The organism is Rhodopseudomonas sp. NSM (genome assembly GCF_052445935.1).
In the GTDB taxonomy this organism is placed as follows: Bacteria; Pseudomonadota; Alphaproteobacteria; order Rhizobiales; family Xanthobacteraceae; genus Rhodopseudomonas.
Genome location: NZ_JBQTCH010000001.1, coordinates 586290 through 607570 on the forward strand (window position 1 = coordinate 586290; position 21281 = coordinate 607570).

General features: G+C 66.1%; 17 protein-coding genes. 8 read left to right on the forward strand and 9 right to left on the reverse strand.

All coding sequences use genetic code 11. From position 1 onward, the window contains the following. Nucleotides 1–29 precede the first annotated feature (29 nt). The 5 genes from ACTZWT_RS02645 to ACTZWT_RS02665 form a co-directional block, all read right to left on the reverse strand. Nucleotides 30–1163 (reverse strand): response regulator, encoded by a 1134-nt coding sequence (locus tag ACTZWT_RS02645; protein ID WP_444768159.1) that lies wholly within the window; start codon nt 1161–1163, stop codon nt 30–32. Beyond that, complete coding sequence (locus ACTZWT_RS02650; protein ID WP_444768160.1) at nt 1054–2520, reverse strand: hypothetical protein; 1467 nt, start codon at nt 2518–2520, stop codon at nt 1054–1056. The genes ACTZWT_RS02645 and ACTZWT_RS02650 overlap by 110 nt, the downstream gene beginning before the upstream one ends. Continuing rightward, the gene (locus ACTZWT_RS02655; protein WP_444768161.1) at nt 2517–4397 is read right to left on the reverse strand and encodes a glycosyltransferase family 2 protein; all 1881 of its coding nucleotides are present in this window, start codon (nt 4395–4397) and stop codon (nt 2517–2519) included. Before ACTZWT_RS02655 ends, ACTZWT_RS02650 begins: the two co-directional genes overlap by 4 nt. A gap of 7 nt (nt 4398–4404) precedes the next feature. Further along, entirely contained in the window at nt 4405–6381 is a 1977-nt protein-coding gene (locus ACTZWT_RS02660; RefSeq protein ID WP_444768162.1) for a hypothetical protein, read from the reverse strand. 140 nt (nt 6382–6521) lie between these two features. Continuing rightward, on the reverse strand, nt 6522–6827 hold the full coding sequence (locus ACTZWT_RS02665; protein ID WP_444768163.1) for a hypothetical protein: 306 nt from the start codon (nt 6825–6827) through the stop codon (nt 6522–6524). A gap of 688 nt (nt 6828–7515) precedes the next feature. Here ACTZWT_RS02665 and ACTZWT_RS02670 point away from each other — a divergent pair. Then, nucleotides 7516–7833, forward strand: a complete 318-nt coding sequence (locus ACTZWT_RS02670) for a hypothetical protein (RefSeq protein ID WP_444768164.1) — start codon at nt 7516–7518, stop codon at nt 7831–7833. A 194-nt stretch (nt 7834–8027) separates the two neighbouring features. Here ACTZWT_RS02670 and ACTZWT_RS02675 read toward each other — a convergent pair whose 3' ends face one another. Next, complete coding sequence (locus tag ACTZWT_RS02675) at nt 8028–8462, reverse strand: DUF5413 family protein (protein WP_444768165.1); 435 nt, start codon at nt 8460–8462, stop codon at nt 8028–8030. A 101-nt stretch (nt 8463–8563) separates the two neighbouring features. Beyond that, nucleotides 8564–10108, reverse strand: coding sequence for an acetolactate synthase large subunit (locus ACTZWT_RS02680; RefSeq protein WP_444768166.1), 1545 nt, complete (start codon nt 10106–10108; stop codon nt 8564–8566). A gap of 183 nt (nt 10109–10291) precedes the next feature. On the opposite strand from ACTZWT_RS02680, the gene ACTZWT_RS02685 reads away from it, so the two are divergent. Further along, a complete protein-coding gene (locus tag ACTZWT_RS02685) occupies nt 10292–10876 on the forward strand; it encodes a L,D-transpeptidase (protein WP_444768167.1) in 585 nt (194 codons plus the stop codon). Nucleotides 10877–10962: 86 nt separating this feature from the next. Further along, nucleotides 10963–11778, forward strand: coding sequence for a DUF2927 domain-containing protein (locus tag ACTZWT_RS02690; protein WP_444768168.1), 816 nt, complete (start codon nt 10963–10965; stop codon nt 11776–11778). Between the two features lie 301 nt (nt 11779–12079). On the opposite strand, the gene ACTZWT_RS02695 is transcribed toward ACTZWT_RS02690, so the two are convergent. After that, nucleotides 12080–13252 (reverse strand): isovaleryl-CoA dehydrogenase, encoded by a 1173-nt coding sequence (locus tag ACTZWT_RS02695; RefSeq protein ID WP_444768169.1) that lies wholly within the window; start codon nt 13250–13252, stop codon nt 12080–12082. A gap of 365 nt (nt 13253–13617) precedes the next feature. Between ACTZWT_RS02695 and ACTZWT_RS02700 the strand changes: the two genes are divergently transcribed. From ACTZWT_RS02700 to mdlC, 5 genes are all read left to right on the forward strand, one after another. Next, a complete protein-coding gene (locus ACTZWT_RS02700) occupies nt 13618–14883 on the forward strand; it encodes a cytochrome P450 (RefSeq protein WP_444768170.1) in 1266 nt (421 codons plus the stop codon). A 30-nt stretch (nt 14884–14913) separates the two neighbouring features. Beyond that, nucleotides 14914–16089, forward strand: a complete 1176-nt coding sequence (locus tag ACTZWT_RS02705) for an acyl-CoA dehydrogenase family protein (protein ID WP_444768171.1) — start codon at nt 14914–14916, stop codon at nt 16087–16089. A 199-nt stretch (nt 16090–16288) separates the two neighbouring features. After that, complete coding sequence (locus ACTZWT_RS02710; protein ID WP_444768172.1) at nt 16289–17383, forward strand: CaiB/BaiF CoA transferase family protein; 1095 nt, start codon at nt 16289–16291, stop codon at nt 17381–17383. Between the two features lie 13 nt (nt 17384–17396). Next, a complete protein-coding gene (locus ACTZWT_RS02715) occupies nt 17397–18254 on the forward strand; it encodes an FAS1-like dehydratase domain-containing protein (protein WP_444768173.1) in 858 nt (285 codons plus the stop codon). Nucleotides 18255–18555: 301 nt separating this feature from the next. Then, nucleotides 18556–20178, forward strand: coding sequence for a benzoylformate decarboxylase (mdlC, locus tag ACTZWT_RS02720; protein ID WP_444768174.1), 1623 nt, complete (start codon nt 18556–18558; stop codon nt 20176–20178). A 193-nt stretch (nt 20179–20371) separates the two neighbouring features. On the opposite strand, the gene ACTZWT_RS02725 is transcribed toward mdlC, so the two are convergent. After that, a complete protein-coding gene (locus ACTZWT_RS02725; protein WP_444768175.1) occupies nt 20372–21175 on the reverse strand; it encodes an SDR family oxidoreductase in 804 nt (267 codons plus the stop codon). Nucleotides 21176–21281: the final 106 nt, after the last annotated feature.

Genomic DNA, 21281 nt, shown 5'->3' on the forward strand with positions numbered 1-21281 from the left:
CCTGTACGCGGTTTGCACCGCATCAAACGTCAGGCGACTTCCCGCACGGTGCGATCGCCGCCATCGGCGGCTGCGCGAGGCACCGCCGCCATCGCCCGTGTCAGCAAGTGTATTCTCTCGATGCCGCTATCGACCTGGCCGGTGACGACCGCGACGCTCGCGGTGACGTGGTCGGCGTAAATCGCTTCCGGATTGGCGATGCGAAGATCCGACACCGCGGCGCGTAGCGTGTCCCCGAGTTCGAATGCGCGCTGAAACGGCAGATCCGGAGCGATCAGCACGATGGTGCCATTGCGATAGGCGGCGGCGACGACCCCGACCGTCGCTGCCGCGGCGCGGACCGAGCGGGCGACGCGAGACAAGATCTCCGCCGTTGCCGCGTCTCCCCGGCTCTGGCGCAAGGCCTCGAGCCGATCGACACCGAGAGCGATGACGGACATCTCGCCGACGGCGTGATTTTCCGCGATCAGGTAGGCTTCGGCGACATCGCCGACGATCAGTCCGGTGGCCTGGTCGATCCAGTGCGACGTCCGGCGGTCGCCCAGGTTGGACAGGAACTCGAGCAGCTCCCGCTCTCGCGCACGACGTCGATCGAGTTCGGATTTCAGCTTCAGCGCGGAACGAACCCGGGCCTGCAGTTCGACCCGTTTGATCGGCTTGGTGATGTAGTCGGTGGCGCCGGCGACAAAGGCATTGGCGAGATTGTCGACGTCGTCCAGCAACGTCACCATGATGATCGGCACGTCCATCAAATGCGGTTCGCCGCGGATCCGGGCGCAAGCTTCGATGCCGTCGATCCCCGGCATCATGATGTCCATCAGGACAAGATCGACGGGCGACACCGTTGCCGGGGCTGAAGTTCCTACCGCGAGAATGTGATACGCCTCCTCCGCCGATTCAGACGTCTGGATGTCCTCGTAGCCCGCGGCAAGCAGCATCGCCTCGGCGACATCGCGCGCATCCTCACTGTCATCGACAACCAGAATTCGCATACAGATAGTTCCCTGTGTCGAGCGACAGCTCATTCCCAAACGCCGGTGAATCCGGACCGCATCAATCCCGCGCGAACAATCTCCAGTTCGCGTTCTCGTAAACCAATCGATAGCCGGGCGCGCCGCGCCAATAGAGGGTTGGAAATGCCTTGTTGAGACGGTCCTGCGCACCGGCTCCGACCTGCGGATCCGGCACGGCGACGAACGGCGTCTCGATTCTGGAGAAGCGCACACCGAAGTTGAACGCATCGTCGGACGGCGAAAACAGTCCCTTTGCCCGGCCACGGCCCAACACCACGGCCGGGGCACTGAAGGTGTCGACCAGAACACCATCCAGGCCGATCGTTGCATTGCCGAGATTGATGGCGGCGGCCCGCTCGGTATCGGTGCGACCGCCGTCGAGCGCGATGCTGACGTTGATGGCGCCTCGCGGGTCCAGCAACACCAGACCGGCGATGCCGCCGATCCATCCCACGACCAGCAACGAAACCGCGAAGGCTAGTCGCTCACGGACCACGGGCACGCGCACCATGATGACGGCGGCCAGAATCGGCGGCATCACCGCCAGTGCGGCCGGATCACCGAACAGGCCGGTGATAACCGCAATGCCGGCCGCCGCCATCGTCATCACAATGATTACCACGGGGGGGGCGACCAGCGGCCGACGCTGCAGCACCCAGCCGATTGCGATCGGGACGATCGGCGCCGCCATCAGCAGTGCCGCCGCCACCGCGATCCCCGCGTCGAGCGCCAGCGAACCGCTGAGGCCGCGACCGAACAATTGAGAAAACCCGACCGTCCAGGCCGCCAGACCTTCCGACGGAGCAACCAGAAAACTCCAGCCGCTGCCGGGAAACACCCAGGACATGTAGGTGAAAGCGGCGACGCAGAACACCGTCGGAAACACCAGCGCGACGATCAGGTTGAGCACCGAGCCCGCCAGCAATTCCGGTCGCAGCGCGAACACCAGCAGCGGAACCGCGGCGCAGGTCAACGCGGCGCCCATCGGATGAGTGAACGTCAGCCCCAGCATCGCGAGCGCGACTGCCATCACTTCCGGCGCGGCGCTGCGGGCGCGGATGTCGTAGAGCGCGCGGCTCAGCAGATAGAGAAATCCGGCCAGCATGATTTCTGCGGGGCCGGCGATGGCCGCCCGCAGCATTGCGGGATGCAAAGCGAGAAGCAGCGTCGCCGCGAGGGCTGCGAACAGCGGCAATCCGGCGCGCCGAAAGGAAACGAGCCAGACGCTCGCCAGCGCCGCCAGCACGAAGGCCGTCAGCACCACCGGCGCCGACAGGCCGACCGGATTGAGAAACTCCAGCAGCGTCGTGGCGAGAAACGGGATGGTCGGATAGGCGGCCAGCACCCGCCCGATCGGCATCTGGCTGTCGCTCGCGGTGATCGCATTCGACCACAGCGTGATCGCGTCCTCCGGCACCAGACCCGCATTCGCGGCGGCCTTCGCCATCAGCAGCACGGTGACGAAGGTCAGCAGCGCCGCCGACAGCACCGGGACAGCGCGATTCATGTCGTCGTCTCCTGACCGAGCGCCAGCTCTTCGACGACGTGCTTCGATACCCCGTGGTTGGTCTTCTCCCAGTAGAACGGATTCCGCAGCAATTGCCAGAGCCCGCGGTAGCTCGCGATCGAGATCAGGACCCAATAGCCGAGTGCCGTGAGGCTGTAGGGAATCAGATTGAGCCACCCCCTTCGGATCGGCGCCAGCATGTTGAGGAAGATGAAAGCGCCGTTGCCCGCCAGCAGGTTGAACAGGCTGAGATAGAGCAGCGGCTCCGGAAACACCCGATCGAACCCGTTGGTCAGCCCGATCAGCCAGATCGCGAACATCAGCCAGAACACCGGATTGATCAGTCCGGCCAGCACCGTGCCGCCGATGAAGAAGACGAAGCCGAGGAAGCCGAGCGGACCGATGCTGCGCAGCAGATGCAGCGGACGCCTGGTGTGGACCAGGAAGGTCTGCATGTAGCCCTTCATCCAGCGCGAGCGCTGCCTGATCCAGTTGCCGGTGTGGCAGCTCGCCTCCTCGAAGGTCGTGGAGTCGACCACGCCGACGCGGTAGCCCTTCTGAGTGAGGCGAACGCCGAGATCGGCGTCCTCGGTGACGTTGAAGGGATCCCAGGCGTGCAGTTCGCGCAGCACGTCGATCTTGAAATGATTGGATGTGCCGCCGAGCGGGATCGGGACGTTGAGCCGCTCCAGCCCCGGCAGCATCTGGTCGAACCACAGCGCGTAATCCAGCGTGAACATCCGCGTCAGCCAGTTTTCGCGGGCGTTGAAGTAGCTGAGGCGGCATTGCAGGCAGGCGGTGTTGGCCGACGACTGGCGGAACGTCGCCACCACCTTGCGGAGCTGATCCGGCTCCGGCCGGTCCTCGGCGTCGTAGATCACCAGGAATTCGCCGCGGGCGAACTGAAGCGCGAAGTTGCAGGCTTTCGGCTTGGTCTGCGGATGAGACGGCGGCACCCGGATGACTTCGAAGATGCCTTCGAGCCCGAGCGTGCTGGCGACCTCGATGGTTTCGTGATCGTCGGCTTCCAGCACCAGTTTGATGTCGAGCTTGCCGAGCGGATAATCGAGCTGACGCAGCGAGCGCGCCAGCATCGGCAGCATCTTCGGCTCGCGATACATCGGCACCAGCACGGTGAACACCGGCAACTCGTCGTCGGTGAGCGCGCGCGCCGCGATCGCGATGGCCTCGTCGCGATCGACCGAGCGGGCGCCTCCCACCGAGACCAGAACGCCCTTGAACAGGAAGTTGCCGAGATAGAACAGGCTCATGATCAGGTTGATCGCGATCAGCGTCGCGATCGGGACGACCGCCAGTCCGATCAGCAGACAGGTCGCGATCAGGTAGCCGAACAGAACCTGAACCGGCGTGAACACCTGTTGGGCGGACATGTCCGGATCGAACTCGGCGAGTTCGTAGACGGCGCGATGCGACAGCGCGTCGGCGAAGACCGTCTGCACCGCCCAGATGATGTCGAATTTCGACGCGACGACGAATTCGATCGCGTTGCCCCAGCGCTGCCGAGCGAACAGCACGACGTCCGGCCCCGGCTCCGCAGTCGCGATCACGATTTTGCCGTCCCGGGTCCGCCACGGCATCGTCAGCCGACGGGAGTAGACGTCCGCGTCGGCCGCGGCGAGCAGCGACCGGTCCGGCGCGTCGCCGATCAGATCGACGAATGGCAGCTCGTAGTGATAGGCGACCGCCTGGTAGTACACGGCCGGTTCGACCCAGGCCCGCGACAGGATGGCGTCGCCGAGCCGGACATGCCAGGCCTCGGCGAGGCCGACCGCCTCGTCGAGTTGCGGCAGGCTGAGGACCCGGCGGGCGACCAGCAAGTCACCGAGAGCGAGATCGGAGGGTGAGAGCGGCTGCATCCGGCCCTCACTCGCCCGCGGCGGTTGCGCGGCGACGATACAGGCGCTGCAGAATGAACAGCAGGGTCAGCGTGATGAGAACCCAGATCCCGCCGATGATCCAGGATCGGAAGCGCTCGAACGTGCTCAGCCATGAGCTTTGCTCGGGATAGGACACCCGCAGCAGGGTGTCGCGCTCGGTCGACATCGCCAACGCAACGCCGGTTTTGTCGAGAAACGCCACATCGCCGCGATCGAGGTCGACGCCAGGAGCGACCGGAAGCGCGCTATCGGCGCCGAGGGGCTTGATCCAGAGTCCCGGAATCTCCCCGGCGGTCACGATCTGGGCCACCGCGCCGGTGGTGAATCCGCCGACATCGAGTCGCGTTCGGCCGGAGCGATCGACGATCGCCACCCTGCCGCGATCGAAGCTGACCCGTTGCCCGGCGCCGACCGGCGCCAGATTGCTGACCGCGATGAACGACGCCGTCGGCGCCGGCGCAGCGCCGGCGTCGACATATCGCACGGCGATCGGCGCGGATTCGCGCGACAGCCCGTCAAGAACGTCCGCCAGCATCGGCAGCACGGAGAGCGGCTTCACCGCCGTCGTGGAGGGCACCAGCACTTCAACGCCATTTGCCCAGAACGTCGACAGGTCGGAAAAGTCCCGCGCGGTGGCGCCGGTCGGCGACAGAATGACCGAACTCGAGCCGAGAATTTCCGCCGGATACCCTTGCGGTTCGAACCTGCAATCGCCCTGCGCGCTTCGACGCTGAACCACCACGCGTATGTTCGCGACCGCGCCGACCAGCCCCTCGGGAAGCGCCAGATCGAGCCGGGTCGGCTCGCCGATCGCGGCGACCGCACTCGACATCAGCCGCTCGTTGAGAAAGGCGCTCACGACGGCCTTCTCGCCGGCGCCGTCCGGCGCCACCATCACATCGAGCAGGATCCGGGATGGCCTCGTGCCGCCCGCCAGCATGCGGTTGGCGATGGTGACGGCGAGATCGGCACGGCCGAACACTTCCGCCTTCGCCGGCACCAGGCCGAGTTCATCGAAACTGACGCGTTCGGTCGGGCCGTTTGGCGACGTGACGTGCCCGACCGAGGCGGACGGCGTGTCACGCAACGCCGCGAGAGAGGGATTCCCGATCAGGCGGCCGGCCCGCGCGGAGGCGGCGTCGGTCACCATCAGCATCGGAATGCCGCCGATCCTGCCGGCGGCGAGCGTATTGTCGATCGGGGTGGTTTCGGCCGTGCTGGCCAGGCTCGGCAGCGGCGCGTCGACGTGTCCCACCATGCGATCGAGACCACCCACCACGATCAGGCCGCGTATCCATTGACGACGGTCGTCGGGCTTCACCAGCGGCGGCAGGTTTTCGACGCCGTGATAGAAGCTGATCTGCCGGCCGTTGGCGCTGAGCGACCGCGCCAGCGTCAACGCTGCCGCGACATCCTCCGACGGCGGGCTCGGATCCGACAGCAGGATGGCGACATTCTGCGGCAACAGCGCCGCGGTCGCGGCGATACTCGGCGCGCCGCGCACGCCGACCTCGAATTCGACCGCGGATTCCGGGCGCACCGTCAGGCTGTCGCCGACGTAGCGGACGTCGATGCATCGATCCTGCGTCGCCGCGCCGGAATACAGAAACGACAGCTTGAGAAAGCCGTCGCGCGCCACCGCGCCGAGCAGCGGCACATGGACGGTGCGGGCACTGCTCTTGCCGTCGAGCGCGACGGCCGACACCGACCGATCGTTCACCAGAACTTCAAGGCTGCGGCGCGCGTCATGGGCGCTGACGTCGTCGAACACCAGCTTCAGGGCAGCGAGACTGAGTTCGATGCCTTGCGGCACCGGAATGTAGATCTCGCGGCGGCCGCCGAGATTGGAGAACCGGAAGCCGTTGGGATAGCCGACATTGGCGAACAGCACTCCGACCGAAATCGACTTCAGCAATTGTGGATCGGCGGGCGCTTCGCGCACCTCGGGCACGACCGCCACCATATTGCGGGGCTGCGGCTGCGCGCGCACCACCGTGGGGCGATTGGTTAGGACGGGCTTCGGCTCGGATCGGGCAGCGGGGGTGACGGTCGCAGTCAGACATGCGGCAAGCAGAACGCGTGCAGAGGATCGCATCAAGGTTCTCACTCCTGAACTGTCTCATGTGAAATGTCGGCGAGCGCGGCGGTCCGGAGCGCAGTGAGGCCAACCTTCAACTGCGCGAGTTCGTCGCCGGTCAGCCCGCGCTGCGCGCGAAACGGATCGATCAAGAGGCTGTCGAGCGAACGCGCCGCCAGACCGGTCGTGGCCAGTCCGACCGTCGATGCGACGCCGCAGATATCGTGAATGTGTCGATAGGCCTGCGCGACGGCTGCCGCCGAATCCTTCAGGTGGCTCGGCATCGCTTCGAAGCTGCCGTCAATGCACTTGATCCTGTCGTCGAGTTTCAAAAAAAACCGGGCGCGTATCTCGGCGATCCGCCGCGCGAATTCCGCATCCTGAAGCAATTGTCGTTGCGAGCTTGCCATGTCGCATGGATAAGATGCTTCACTTAATAATACTTGAATACGCTACCACAAAGAAGAATATTTACTCGCGACATAAGTACTTACTCTGACAACGGGCGATTACTTAGAGTATTTCTCTCTATCCGTACGCGATATTACTTAGATCATGACATATCGATTTCAACGGCTGCGCCGGGTGCTAAAACGGCCCCTGAATCGCGAAATACGTACCGGGTGCTGATATCACCGCAAGGACGTGCGACCGATCATCTCAGCGACACAACGACGTGGCCGCGCCACCGAGACGTGATCACACGAGAGGCTGTGGTGGCGCCCCTCCAACGCGTCCGGCTATGTGCGCGCGCCGACGCGCAACCAGTGCCTTTGACCCGACGCACTCGATCCCGATCATCGCATCGCTCATCGAATATCTTGTACTTGTCACAGCACAGGGCGAGCGCCCGACGTTTCTGCGCTTCCTTTGCTTCTGCCCCTCGCTTGCATTCGCGCCAATCGGCCGCACACCGACGCACCGCAGCAATTGATCCGGCACAAAGCCGCCGCGGCGGTGGTCGGTTAGGCGACTGGGCAGATGGCTCAGCAGACCATTGGCGGGAGGCGGACGAACATCATGGCTCACACCCTCGAACAGAAAATCATCGGCTTGCTCGAGCAGGAGACCGCGCTGCGGCAATGGCTGGAGCAGATGCGCGCGCTGATCAAGGACGCGCGCGGCGTCACCGTGATCGCAGGCCTCTCACCCGCGGAGACCGAGGAATTCCTGCGGCTCGATCCGCAGATCCGGTCGCATCGCGGCGCGATGAGCGATGCCGAATTCGAATCGGCGCGCCATCGCCATGCCGAGTTGAAGGACAAGATCGACACCGCGTTGCAGGACGACGCGATCGAAAGCCTGAGCGACTGGGGCAGCGCCGCTGCGCGCGGCTGACGATCCACACCCCACACTCATCGCCCGCGGAAGCGGGCGATCCAGTATGGCAGAGCTTCCGCTTTCCGCCGACACCTTCGGGGATACTGGATCCTACGCGTTCGCGTAGGATGACGTTGTATCGGTGTGCAGGCGGAATCAGCCATGCGTTTCGCGGCACGGGACCTGACCTACGGCCGGATCACCACCGGTCCCTAGGCCGACGCCTGCCCCGTCGTCTTCGTGACGACCGGCGGACAGAACTTCTCGGCGAGCCAGGACGACAGCATCGCCGGCACCAGGCCGACCAGCCCGTACAGCACCAGTTGCAGCGAGCCGGCGTCGGCGCCGCGGTTGGAATACAGAAAGGCGGTGGCGACGAAGCCGATCAGGCCGACGATCAGCATCCGGATCCGCGGGCCGATCGGGCGAAGGTGGCAGATGATCTCGTCGATCGCAGCCATCATCAGCGCCGGCAGCAGGCCGAACAGGTAGCTGTATTGTAGCGACCTGAACAGCACGACGACGAACTTCTTCACCTCCATCAGATTGGTGTGGGCCCAGTAGCCCGACAGATAGCTGGTCGCCAACAGCAGCAGCAGCCCGCCGACGAACGGACCGAGCGCGCCGAAAATCAGATATCGCTTCATGCCTACTCCACCGATGGCAGCTCCGCCCTGCGGCCTACGCTACGCAGAACCACCAACTTCGACAACTGGCGCGGCAGGCGCCGGCCGGCGCTGCCCGCCGGCTACATCTGCACTTCGATCAGATTCGGGCCGCTGCCGGCGATGCCGGCGTCGAGCGCCTTGTTGAGTTCATCGGCGCTGGTCACGGCGCGGGCCGGCACGCCCATGCCCCGGGCCAGCGACACCCAGTCGAGGTTCGGCCGATCCAGCGACAGCATGTCCTGGGCGCGCTGGCCCGGCTCGCCGGCACCGACGCCGTCGAACTCGCCGCGCAGGATCTGATATTTTTGGTTGGCGAACACCACGGTGGTGACGTCGAGATTTTCGCGCGCCTGGGTCCACAGCGCCTGCAGCGTGTACATCGCGCTGCCGTCGCCGACCAGGCAGATCACCTTGCGGTCCGGGCAGGCCACCGCGGCGCCGACCGCGACCGGGGGCGAGAACCCGATCGAGCCGCCCATGTTCTGCAGCCAGTCGTGCGGCGCGGCCGCCGCCGTCGGCGGGAAGAAGCCGCGGCCGGTGGTGATCGATTCGTCGATCACGATGGCGTTGTCCGGGATCGCCATGGCGATCGCCTGCGCGATCGAGGCGTGGGTCAGCGCGCCGCTCGGCCGCGCGATCTCGACGAGTTTCTGCGGCTGCGCGTCCTGCGCTTTCGCACCGAGCGCGCCGGCCAGCGCTTCGAGCGCTGCGACCGAATTCTCGCCGCCCTCAGTCATGCGATGCACCTCGCAGCCTTCGGGCTTCAGCAGGCTCGGCTTGTTCGGATAGGCGAAGAACGCCACCGGATCGTTGGCCTCGACCAGCACGATGTGGCGGAAGTCCTTCAGGATCGGCAGCGCGGATTCGATCACATAGGGAATCCGCTCGATCGAATAGCGGCCGCGGCCGCGCGCCATCCGCGGATTGTAGGTCTGGCCCATCACACGGCATCCGGTCTTGCCGGCGATCCGCGCGGCGAGGTCGAGGCCGTGCTCGGTCAGCGCGCCGCCGGTCATCAGCAGCAGCGTCGGCTCGCCGGAGCGCAGCACGCGCGCGGCGGCTTCCACCGCGTGCGGCGAGTAGCTCGGGCGCTGGGAATCCTCCGGCACCTCGGCGATGCCGTCGGCTTCGCCCCACGCGGTGTCGGCCGGCAGGATCAGCGTGGCGATCTGCGGCGGCGCGCTCCTGGCCGCGGCGATCGCAGCGGCGCCGTCGCGCGCCACGGATTGAGCGTCCGGTGAGGTACGGACCCAGGCCGACATCGGCCGGGCCAGGCCTTCGATGTCCGAGGTGAGCGGGGCGTTGTAGTCGATGTGGTAGGTGGCGTGCTGGCCGACGATATTGACGATGCCGGAACTGGCCTTCTTGGCGTTGTGCAGATTGGCGAGGCCGTTGGCGAGGCCGGGGCCGAGATGCAGCAGCGTCGAGGCGGGCGTGCGCTTCATCCGGAAATAGCCGTCGGCGGCGCCGGTGACGACGCCCTCGAACAGGCCGAGCACGCAGCGCATGCCCTCGACGCGATCGAGCGCGGCGACGAAGTGCATTTCCGAGGTGCCGGGGTTGGTGAAGCAGACGTCGACGCCGCCATGGACCAGCGTCCGCACCAGACTTTCGGCACCGTTCATCATATCTCTCCCCGGTTGTGGCGTTTCTTCAACCGATCAATCATTGTTCCCGGGTTTCGTCAAAGGGCCACAGCGCGGATCAGAATTGCGCGAGGCGACAATGCGCGCTGCCCGGACGGCTTGCGCCGGCGCTATGATTGTGGCCTGTCTTGGGTAACATTCTGACGATTGCGAGGTTCATCGATGATCGCTTCCGCTGTTCGCCTGTTCGCCTTCGCCGCCGCCTTTGCCGCAGCCGGGATCTCCCAGGCGCCCGCGCAGGAGATGGATCTGCGCGAGGTGATGGGCTTCGGGCCGTTCTTCCGTTCCGGCTCCTCCGGCGTGAGCCCGGTGCCGCGCGAGCGCGTCCACTTCATGGGCAATTATGCGCCCGGAACCATCGTGATCAGCACCTCGGAACGGCGGCTGTATCTGGTCGGCGCCGACGGAACCGCACTGCGCTATGGCATCGGCGTGGGCCGCGACGGCTTCCGCTGGGCCGGCACCCACCGCATCACGGCGAAGAAGGAATGGCCGAGCTGGACGCCGCCGGCGCAGATGCTGCGCCGCCGCCCGGATCTGCCGCGCCACATGGCCGGCGGCGAGGACAATCCGCTCGGCGCGCGGGCGATGTATCTCGGCTCGACGCTGTACCGCATTCACGGCTCCAACGAACCGGAGACGATCGGCCAGGCGGTGTCGTCCGGCTGCTTCCGGATGACCAATGAGGACGTCAAGGACCTCTACGAGCGCGTCCGCGTCGGCACCAAGGTCGTCGTCAAGAACTGACACGATCGCGTGCACCGGGCGCGTTGGCGGCCCGGTGCCTCGAATTGCGGGTTGTGCGGCCGCCGCGATTGCGGCAGCGTTCGGCGATGCAATGTGGCACCCGCCCCCCGCCGATCCGACGCGCGCTCGCGGCGATCGTCGTCGCGGTTCTGACGGCGTCCGTCGTGGCTTCATCGTCCGCGGCCGACAACACCGACATCCCGGCGAACCATCGCGCCGAGAAGACGGACTTCAGCGACAGCCAGATCCTCGACGGCTTCTTCAAGATCGCGTTCGGGGCCGAGTACCATGTCGCCGGCCGGGTCGACCGCATCCGGAAGTTCGATGGTCCGGTGCGGGTCTACGCCGAGGGCGAGAGCCGGCCCGACCGGCGCGCCCAGCTTTCCCGGGTGGTCGCCGACATCGCTCGACGCGTGCGCCATCTCGACATCGCGATGACCGACGATAGCGACGAGGCCAACGTCACCGTCCACCTGGTGCGCGACCGCAATCTCGGCAAGACGATCGCGACCTTCTACGGCGCCGAGCGCGCCCGCGAGATCCACGATTCGCTCGACCCGCAATGCCTGTCCGGCTTCCGCAAGAACGACCGATACGAGATCGAACAGGCCCAGGTGATCCTGACCGTCGACAACGGCGACTTCGTCTTCCTCGATTGCGCCTATGAGGAATTGCTGCAGTCGCTCGGCCCGATCAACGACACCGACCAGGTGCCGTGGACGATGTTCAACGACGACGTCCAGAAGGGCTATTTCGACGTCTACGACCAGTATCTGATGAACATCCTGTATCACCCCGAGGTGAAGCCCGGGATGACCGTGCAGGAGGTCAAGGCGGTGCTGCCGCAAGTGATGAGCGACGTGCGTGGCTGGATCGCGAGGGTGAACGGGACGGGGCCGTGAGACGGGCACGGGCGACCACGAACATCGCTTGCCGGCAACACCATCAGCGGCGGCTCGTCCCCTCACCAAGCGCTCTGACCCTCACCAGGCACGTTGACTCTCGCCACGCACGGCGAGCTCCCTCGCCCCGCACTTGCGGGGAGAGGGTTGGGGTGAGGGGCGAGGCGAGTCGCTGACTCTCGGCCTTGTCGAGGCGCCCCCTCACCCGGCTTGCATCTAGCGATGCAAGCCGACCTCTCCCCGCGCGCGGGGAGAGGTGATGCCCTGCGCGGGGAAGAGATCCTCGCCGAACTATCCCCCGCTACGCCGTCTTGGCGAACAGCTCGCGGCCGATCAGCATGCGGCGGATTTCGCTGGTGCCGGCGCCGATTTCGTAGAGCTTGGCGTCGCGCAGCAGACGGCCGGTCGGGTAGTCGTTGATGTAGCCGTTGCCGCCGAGCAGCTGGATCGCATCGAGCGCGCATTGCGTCGCCTTCTCGGCGGCGTAGAGGATGGCGCCGGCGGCGTCCTCGCGCGTCGTCTGGCCGCGGTCGCAGGCCTTCGCCACCGCATAGACGTAGGCACGCGAGGCGTTCATCGTCACATACATGTCGGCGATCTTGCCCTGCACCAGCTGGAACGTGCCGATCGGCTCGCCGAACTGCTTGCGCTCGTGCACATAGGGCATCACCACGTCCATGCACGCCTGCATGATGCCGAGCGGCCCCGCCGCCAGCACCGCGCGCTCGTAGTCGAGCCCGCTCATCAGCACGTTGACGCCGCGGCCGACCTCGCCGAGCACGTTCTCCTCCGGCACCTCGCAATCCTCGAACACCAGTTCGCCGGTGTCGGAGCCGCGCATGCCGAGCTTGTCGAGTTTTTGCGCGGTGCTGAACCCCTTGAAGCCTTTCTCGACAAGGAACGCGGTCATGCCGCGCGGCCCGGCGTTCGGATCGGTCTTGGCGTAGACCACCAGCGTCTCGGCGATCGGGCCGTTGGTGATCCACATCTTGTTGCCGTTGAGGACGAAGCGGTCGCCCTTCTTCTCGGCGCGGGTCTTCATCGACACCACGTCGGAGCCGGCGCCGGGCTCGGACATCGCCAGCGCGCCGACGTGTTCGCCCGAGATCAGCTTCGGCAGATATTTGCGCTTCTGCGCCTCGCTGCCGTTGCGGCGGATCTGGTTGATGCAGAGATTGGAATGGGCGCCGTAGGACAGGCCGACCGAGGCCGAGGCGCGGGAGATTTCCTCGACCGCGATGCAGTGCTCGAGATAACCGAGACCCGACCCGCCATACTCCTCCTCGACGGTGATGCCGTGCAGCCCGAGCTCGCCGAGCTTCGGCCACAGATCGCGCGGGAAGGTGTTGGTCTTGTCGATCGCGTCCGCGCGCGGCGCGATCTCGTTCGAGGCGAAATCCCGCACCGTCTCGCGGATCGCATCGGCGGTCTCGCCGAGATCGAAATTGAACATGCTCTGCGCGTTGGGGATCATGGTCGGAACGTCTCCACTCGTCGGGCGCAGCATTGAAGCCGCGCGCCAGTGTTCTGGTTGCGGCCACCATGTCATGGCGCCGCAGGGCTGAGAAGGCTCCATTGGTCGCTCCGGCGACGCGTCCGGGACGCCTTCGCCAGCGTCTCGACGCAAGACGCCGCCGGATGGAAAATCCGTCGTCAAATCAATTTGTTCGGCCGAGGCCCCGGATGTGACGGGAGTACCTTGCTCTCGCCACGACAACCGGTTGTAATCGCGCCCGCACGATCCGCCGCGATCAAGACGGCGGACGGGGAGACCAGCCGATCGCCGCGCCAACGGCCCGTCGGACAGAAACGCCAACACACAACAACCGAGGGCCCTTCATGCACGGCACCATCGAGATCGACAACGCCGCCCGCCAGCGCGCCGCGCGCGACGAAGCCTATGCGACGCCGCTGTCGCAATTCCACCCCGGCGCGCCGCGGCACTTCCGCGACGACACGCTGTGGCCGTGGTTCGAGCGGCTGCGCAACGAAGAGCCGGTGCACTACTGCACCAACGCGCCGATCGAGCCGTATTGGAGCGTGACCAAATACAACGACATCATGCATGTCGACACCAACCACGGCATCTTCTCGTCGGATTCCACGCTCGGCGGCATCTCGATCCGCGACGCGCCGCAGGGCTACGACTGGCCGAGCTTCATCGCGATGGACGAGCCGCGGCATTCGGCGCAGCGCAAGACGGTGTCGCCGATGTTCACGCCGGACCATCTCGACGAACTCGCGGTGCTGATCCGCGGCCGGACCCAGACCGTGCTCGACGGCCTGCCCCGCAACGAGACCTTCAACTTCGTCGAGCGGGTCTCGATCGAGCTGACGACGCAGATGCTGGCGACGCTGTTCGACTTCCCGTTCGAGCAGCGCCGCAAGCTGACGCGCTGGTCGGACGTCGCCACCTCGCTGCCCAAGAGCATGATCGTGGCGTCGGAGGAGGAGCGCCGCAGCGAGTTGAACGAATGCGCCGCGACCTTCGCGGCGATGTGGAACGAGCGCGTCAATTCCGAACCGCGGAATGACCTGCTGTCGATGATGGCGCATCACGACGCCACCCGGCAGATGGACCGCGACAATCTGATCGGCAACATCCTGCTGTTGATCGTCGGCGGCAACGACACCACCCGCAACACCATGACCGGCTCGGTGCTGGCGCTGAACCAGAACCCGGACCAGTTCGCCAAGCTGCGCGAAAACCCGTCGCTGATCGACACCATGGTACCCGAGGTGATCCGCTGGCAGACGCCGCTGGCGCATATGCGCCGCACCGCCCTTGCTGACACCGAACTCGGCGGCAAGACCATCAAGAAGGGCGACCGGGTGGTGATGTGGTACGTCTCCGGCAACCGCGACGACGAGGTGATCGAGCGCCCGAACGAGTTCATCATCGACCGCAAGCGGCCGAAGATCCATCTGTCGTTCGGTTTCGGTATCCACCGCTGCGTCGGGATGCGGCTGGCCGAATTGCAACTGAAGATCGTCTGGGAAGAAATGCTCAAACGGTTCGAGCGCATTGAAGTTGTGGGGGAGCCGAAGCGGGTGTATTCGAGCTTCGTCAAGGGCTACGAGTCCTTGCCGGTTCGCATCTCATGACCCCTTAAGAAAAAGAAGACAGCCTCCAAAATGAAACATCATGCCGCCGCGGAGCAGGACGAATTCCACGACATCCGCGACGCCGTCGCCAAACTGTGTTCGCAGTTCCCCGGCGAATATTGGCGCAAGCTCGACCGCGAGATGGCCTATCCGCAAGCCTTCGTCGACGCGCTGACCACCGCCGGCTATCTGTCGGTGCTGATCCCCGAGGAATACGGCGGAGCCGGTCTGAAGCTGTCGGCCGCGGCCGCGATCCTGGAAGAGATCCAGCGCGCCGGCTGCAATGGCGGCGGCTGCCACGCCCAGATGTACACCATGGGCACGCTGCTGCGGCACGGCTCCGACGAGCAGAAGGCGAAGTGGCTGCCGAAGGTCGCCTCCGGCGAATTGCGGCTGCAGGCCTTCGGCGTCACCGAGCCGACCTCGGGCACCGACACCACCTCGCTGAAGACCTTCGCCAAAAAGGACGATAACGGCGACTACGTCGTCAACGGCCAGAAGATCTGGACCAGCCGCGCCGAATATTCCGACCTGATGATCCTGCTGGCGCGCACCACGCCGAAGGATCAGGCGGCGAAGAAGACCGAGGGCCTGTCGGTGTTCCTGGTCGACATGCGCGAGGCGCGCGGCCATGGCCTCGAGATCCGCCCGATCCGCACCATGATGAACCACGCCACCACCGAGGTGTTCTTCACGGACCTCAAGGTGCCGAAGGAAAATCTGATCGGCGAGGAAGGCAAGGGCTTCCGCTACATCCTCTCCGGCATGAACGCCGAGCGCATCCTGATCGCGGCGGAATGCGTCGGCGACGCCAAATGGTTCATCGCCAAGGCGAGCAACTACGCCAAGGACCGCGTGGTGTTCGGCCGGCCGATCGGCCAGAACCAGGGCATCCAGTTTCCGATCGCCAAGGCCTACGCCAACATGCGCGCGGCCGAGCTGATGGTGAAGGAAGCCACCCGGAAGTACGAAGCCGGCATGGATTGCGGCGCCGAGGCCAACATGGCCAAGATGCTCGCGGCCGACGCCTCGTTCGAGGCCGCCAATGCCTGCATCCAGACCCATGGCGGCTTCGGCTTCGCCGAGGAATACGACGTCGAGCGCAAATTCCGCGAAACGCGCCTCTATCAGGTCGCGCCGATCTCCACCAACCTGATCCTGTCGCATCTCGCCGAGCACGTGCTCGGCATGCCGCGGTCGTATTGAGTCTCCTGCGCTGCGTGCAATGCACCCAGCCCGATCGAATCGTCATTCCGGGGCGCCGCGCAGCGGCGAACCCGGAATCCCGAGCTGTTCATCCGGCGGCGGCACGACGCCTCGAGATTCCGGGTTCGCGAGCTATCGCTCGCGCCCCGGAATGACGACAATGGTGCCGCCCACCGATGACCATCCCAAGGATTGAGCAATGCTTCCGCTCGAAGGACTGACCGTCATCGCCGTCGAACAGGCGGTCGCCGCACCGTTCTGCAGCTCGCGGCTGGCCGACGCCGGCGCCCATGTGATCAAGATCGAACGCCCCGAGGGCGATTTCGCGCGCGGCTATGACCATGCCGCCAAGGGCCAGAGCAGCTATTTCGTCTGGCTCAACCGCGGCAAGGAATCCGCCGTGGTCGATCTCTCCACAAAAGAGGGCCGCGCCGAGCTGGAGACGCTGATCGCCTCGGCCGACGTGCTGCTGCAGAATCTGAAGCCCGGCTCGATGGACAAGCTCGGCTTCACCCGCGAACGGCTGCGCGCCGACTATCCGAAGCTGATCATCTGCACCATCTCCGGCTATGGCGACGACGGGCCCTACGCGCATCGCAAGGCCTATGATCTTCTGATCCAGGCCGAAAGCGGCCTCGCCTCGATCACCGGCGGGCCGGAAAGCGCCTCGCGGGTCGGCATGTCGATCGTCGACGTCGCCACCGGCGCCACCGCGCATGCGGCGATCCTGGAAGCGCTGATCGGCCGCGGCCGCACCGGCCAGGGCGCCGACATCCGGATCTCGATGTTCGACGTGATGGCCGACTGGCTCACCGTGCCGCTGCTCAATGCCGAGGCCGGCAATCCGCCGAAGCGGCTTGGGCTGGCGCATCCGTCGATCGCGCCCTACGGCGTGTTCACCAGCAAGGACGGCAAGGACATCCTGATCTCGATCCAGAGCGAGCGGGAATGGAAGAAACTGTGCTCGGACGTGCTGCGCCAGCCGGATCTTGCGACCGATCCGCGGCTGTGCAGCGGCGTCGAGCGGGTGAAGAACCGCGCCTACACCGACAAGATCGTCGCCGACATCTTCGGCGCGCTGACCCGCGACGATCTGCTCGAACACCTCGCCAGCGCCGACATCGCCTTCGCCGAAGTCAACACGATGGAAGACCTGTCGCAGCATCCGCATCTGCGCCGGATCGAGGTCGACACCCCGAACGGCAAGGTGACCTATCCGGCGCCGGCCGCGATCGTGGTCGGCGACGACCGGCATTACGGCGCGGTGCCTGGCATCGGCGACAAGCGCAAGTAAGCGAGGACTCCACATGACCGACGCGCTCGACATCGATCATCTGCGGCAATGGATCGGCCGCAGCGAACAGGCCGCCGACATTGTCACCGCGCAGCTCGTCCGCGGCCTGCGCGCGACGCTGTTTCTCAACATCGGCAAGCCCGCGGCCGGCGACGCAGCACCCTTCACCGCGCATTGGTGCCTCGGCCAGCCGGTCTATCCGATGGACATGCTCGGCCCCGACGGCCACCCGGCCCGCGGCGGCTTCCTGCCGCCGGTGCCGCTGCCGCGGCGGATGTGGGCGGGCGGCGAACTGACCTTTATCGATCCGCTGAAGGTCGGCGACGAGGTGACGCGCACCTCGACGATCGGCGAGGTGACGATCAAGCAGGGCTCGACCGGCACGCTGTGCTTCGTCACGGTGAATCACGAGATCACCACGCCGCGCGGGCTGGCGATCCGTGATCGCCAGGACATCGTCTATCGCGACGTGCCACCGCCCTCCGCCACACCGGCGGCTCCGGCCAAGCCGGCCGCGGCACCGCCGGCCGCGCAGCATCGCGAAAGCCATCTCGCCGATCCGGTGCTGCTGTTCCGCTATTCGGCGCTGACCTTCAACGGCCACCGCATCCACTACGACCGCGACTACGTCACCAAGGTCGAGGGCTATCCCGGCCTGATCGTGCACGGCCCGATGCAGGCCGCGCTGCTGGTCGAGTTCGCCGCCAGGCTGAAAGGCGCGGCGCCGAAGACGTTTGCCTATCGCGGCGTGCAACCGCTGTTCGACGGCGCCGAATTTTCCGTCAACGCCGTTGAGACGGCAACCGGCCTCGAACTGTGGACCGCGAATGCCGACGGCGTCCCGACGATGAAGGCCACCGCGAGCTGGTAGCAGCCGCGTCCTAACCTCTCGCCGCGCGCGGGGAGAGGTCGACCGGCGCAGCCGGTCGGGTGAGGGGGCGCCTCGACGAGGCCGAGACTCAGTGCTCGTCGCCCCTCACCCCACCCCTCTCCCCGCAAGAGCGGGGCGAGGGAGCAGGCTGTGCCCGGCGCTGCATCGCGGCCCTCAACCTCGCGGAGGTGCCTCCTTGCACAGGCCGTACTGCCTGCACAGGCTGTTGACTCCCCTCTCCACCTCCTGATTGATCGGCGCAAGCAACAATCACGGCGCGCCGCCGCCGGAGGAAACCGCCTTGCCGAAGAAGCCGAAGCCGAGCGCTGCCGTCAGCACCGTCAAATCCGCCACGCTCGATCTGCTCCGCGCGTTCAAGATCGACAAGGTGTTCGGCAATCCCGGCTCCACCGAGCTGCCGTTCCTCAGCGACTGGCCGGACGACATCGACTACGTGCTGGCGCTGCAGGAGGCGAGCGCGGTGGCGATGGCCGACGGCTATGCGCAGGCGACGCGCAATGCCGGCTTCGTCAATCTGCATTCGGCCGCCGGCGTCGGCAACGCGCTCGGCAACATCTACACCGCGTTCAAGAACCAGACGCCGCTGGTGATCACCGCCGGCCAGCAGGCGCGCAGCATCCTTCCCCTGCAGGCGTTTCTCGGCGCCGAGCGCGCATCCGAATTTCCGCGGCCATATGTGAAATACAGCATCGAACCGGCGCGCGCCGAGGACGTGCCGGCGGCGATCGCGCGCGCTTACTATGTGGCGATGCAGCCGCCGTGCGGGCCGGCCTTCGTGTCGGTGCCGATCGACGACTGGGTCCGCCCCGCGCAGCCAGTCGCACCGCGCAACGTGACGCGCGAACTCGGCCCGGAGCGCGCGGCGATGCAGGCGCTGGCGGAGGCGCTGGCGGAGGCGAAGAAGCCCGCCCTGGTGGCCGGCCCCGCGATCGATCGCGCCGCGGCGGTCGATCTGATGGTGCGCCTCGCCGAGCGCGCCGATGCGCCGGTGTTCGTCAGTCCGTTCTCGGCGCGCTGCAGTTTCCCGGAGCGGCATCCGCTGTTCGCCGGCTTCCTGCCCGCCTCGCCGGGGCAACTCTCCGAGACCCTCGGCGCTTTCGACGTCGTGGTGGTGATCGGCGCGCCGGTGTTCACCTTTCATGTCGAAGGCCGCGCGTCGATCTTCGACGGCGGCACGGCGCTGTTCCAGATCACCGACGATCCTGAGGCCGCCTCGGTGACGCCGCGCGGCACCAGTATCATCGCCACCATGAAGCCGGCATTGGCGCTGCTGCTGGAGTTGTTACCAGAGACCCAACGCGCGGCGCCGCCGGCGCGGGCGCTGCCGCCAGCGCCTGCCGCAGCCGATCCGATGCCGGCCGAATTTCTGCTCGATGCGCTGAGCAAGGCGATGCCGGCCGACGCGATGCTGGTCGAGGAGGCGCCGTCGCATCGGCTGGCGATGCAGAAATACATGCCGATGCGCGGCCAGGACAGTTTCGCCACGATGGCGAGCGGCGGGCTCGGCTGGTCGCTGCCGGCCTCGGTCGGCTTCGCGCTGGCGCATGGTCAGCGCCGCACCGTGTGCCTGATCGGCGACGGCTCGGCGATGTATTCGATCCAGGCGCTGTGGACCGCGGCGCAGCGCCGGCTGCCGCTGACGGTGGTGGTGCTGAACAATGGCGGCTACGGCGCGATGCGCTCGTTCAGCCAGGTGATGCAGGTCCGCGACGTGCCGGGGCTGGAGCTGCCGGGGATCGACTACGTGCAGCTCGCACAGTCGATGGGCTGTGTCGCCGAACGCGTGTCACGCTGTGAGGACCTCGCGCCGGTGCTCGCCCGCGCGCTGGCGCATGATGGCGTGTTCGTGGTCGAAGCAATGCTGGATAGCGCGGTGCCGCTGCTCTATGCGAAGAACGGGTAGAGACACCCTCTCGGCGTCATTCCGGGGCGCTCACGGAGTGAGCGAACCCGGAATCCATATCCCCTGAACTATTAATTGCAAAAATTCGTCTCCCCGTTTCTTGCTGAGAACACAGAGGTTATGGATTCCGGGTTCGCTCGCTACGCGAGCGCCCCGGAATGACGAACGATAGTTTGGGCGAAGCGACGAAGGCTCAGTTTGCCTTCTTCCCGAACGCCTCGCGCAGGCCGGCCTGGATTTTGGCCATGCCGCCGATCCAGCGGTCGTAGTTCTCGGTCTTCTTGCGCATGTAGTCGATCACCTGCTTGTGCGGCAGGATCAGGAAGCTCTCCTGCGCGAGCCCCTCGATCACGTCCTGCGCGACCTGCTCGGGCGAAAGGTCGCCGTCGGCGGATTGCGGGCCTTTGGGGATTCCGCGCAGCATGTTGGTGTCGACGCCCTGCGGGCACAGGATCGAGACCTTGATGTTGTGCGCCTTGTGCGAGATCGCCAGATTCTCTGCAAAGCCCACCGCGCCGTGCTTGGTCGCCGAATAGGCCGGGCTGCCGACCTGCGACAGCAGGCCCGCCGCCGAGATCGTGTTGAGGAAATAGCCGCCGCCGCGCGCCTTGTAGAGCGGGATCAGATGTCGCGCGGCATAGACATGCGCCATCACGTGGATCATCCAGCTCTTCATGAACGGCTCGTCGGACGCGCCGCCGGCATTCTCCGACAGCGGATCGAAGCCGCCGCCGATGCCGGCATTGGAGCAGAACAGCGCGATCGGGCCGAAGCGCCGTTCGGTCTCGTCGATCACGTGCTTGATGTCGGATTCAACCGCGACGTCGCATTTGAACGCCGCGCCGCCGATCGATGCGGCGACCGCCTCGGCGCGGGCGGAATCGAGATCGGCGACCACGACCTTGGCGGCGCCCGCTTTGGCAAACGCCTCGCACATCGCCTGACCGATCCCATTGCCGCCGCCGGTGACGACGACGACCTTGCCCACAACTTGCATTGGATTTCCCCCGACTGGTTGTTGTTCGGGGGTTCTTAGCGCGTATCCCGCAAAAGTGGCACCCGGTTTTGCGACCGGGATATGCGCAAAGGGAAACCGTCGCCGG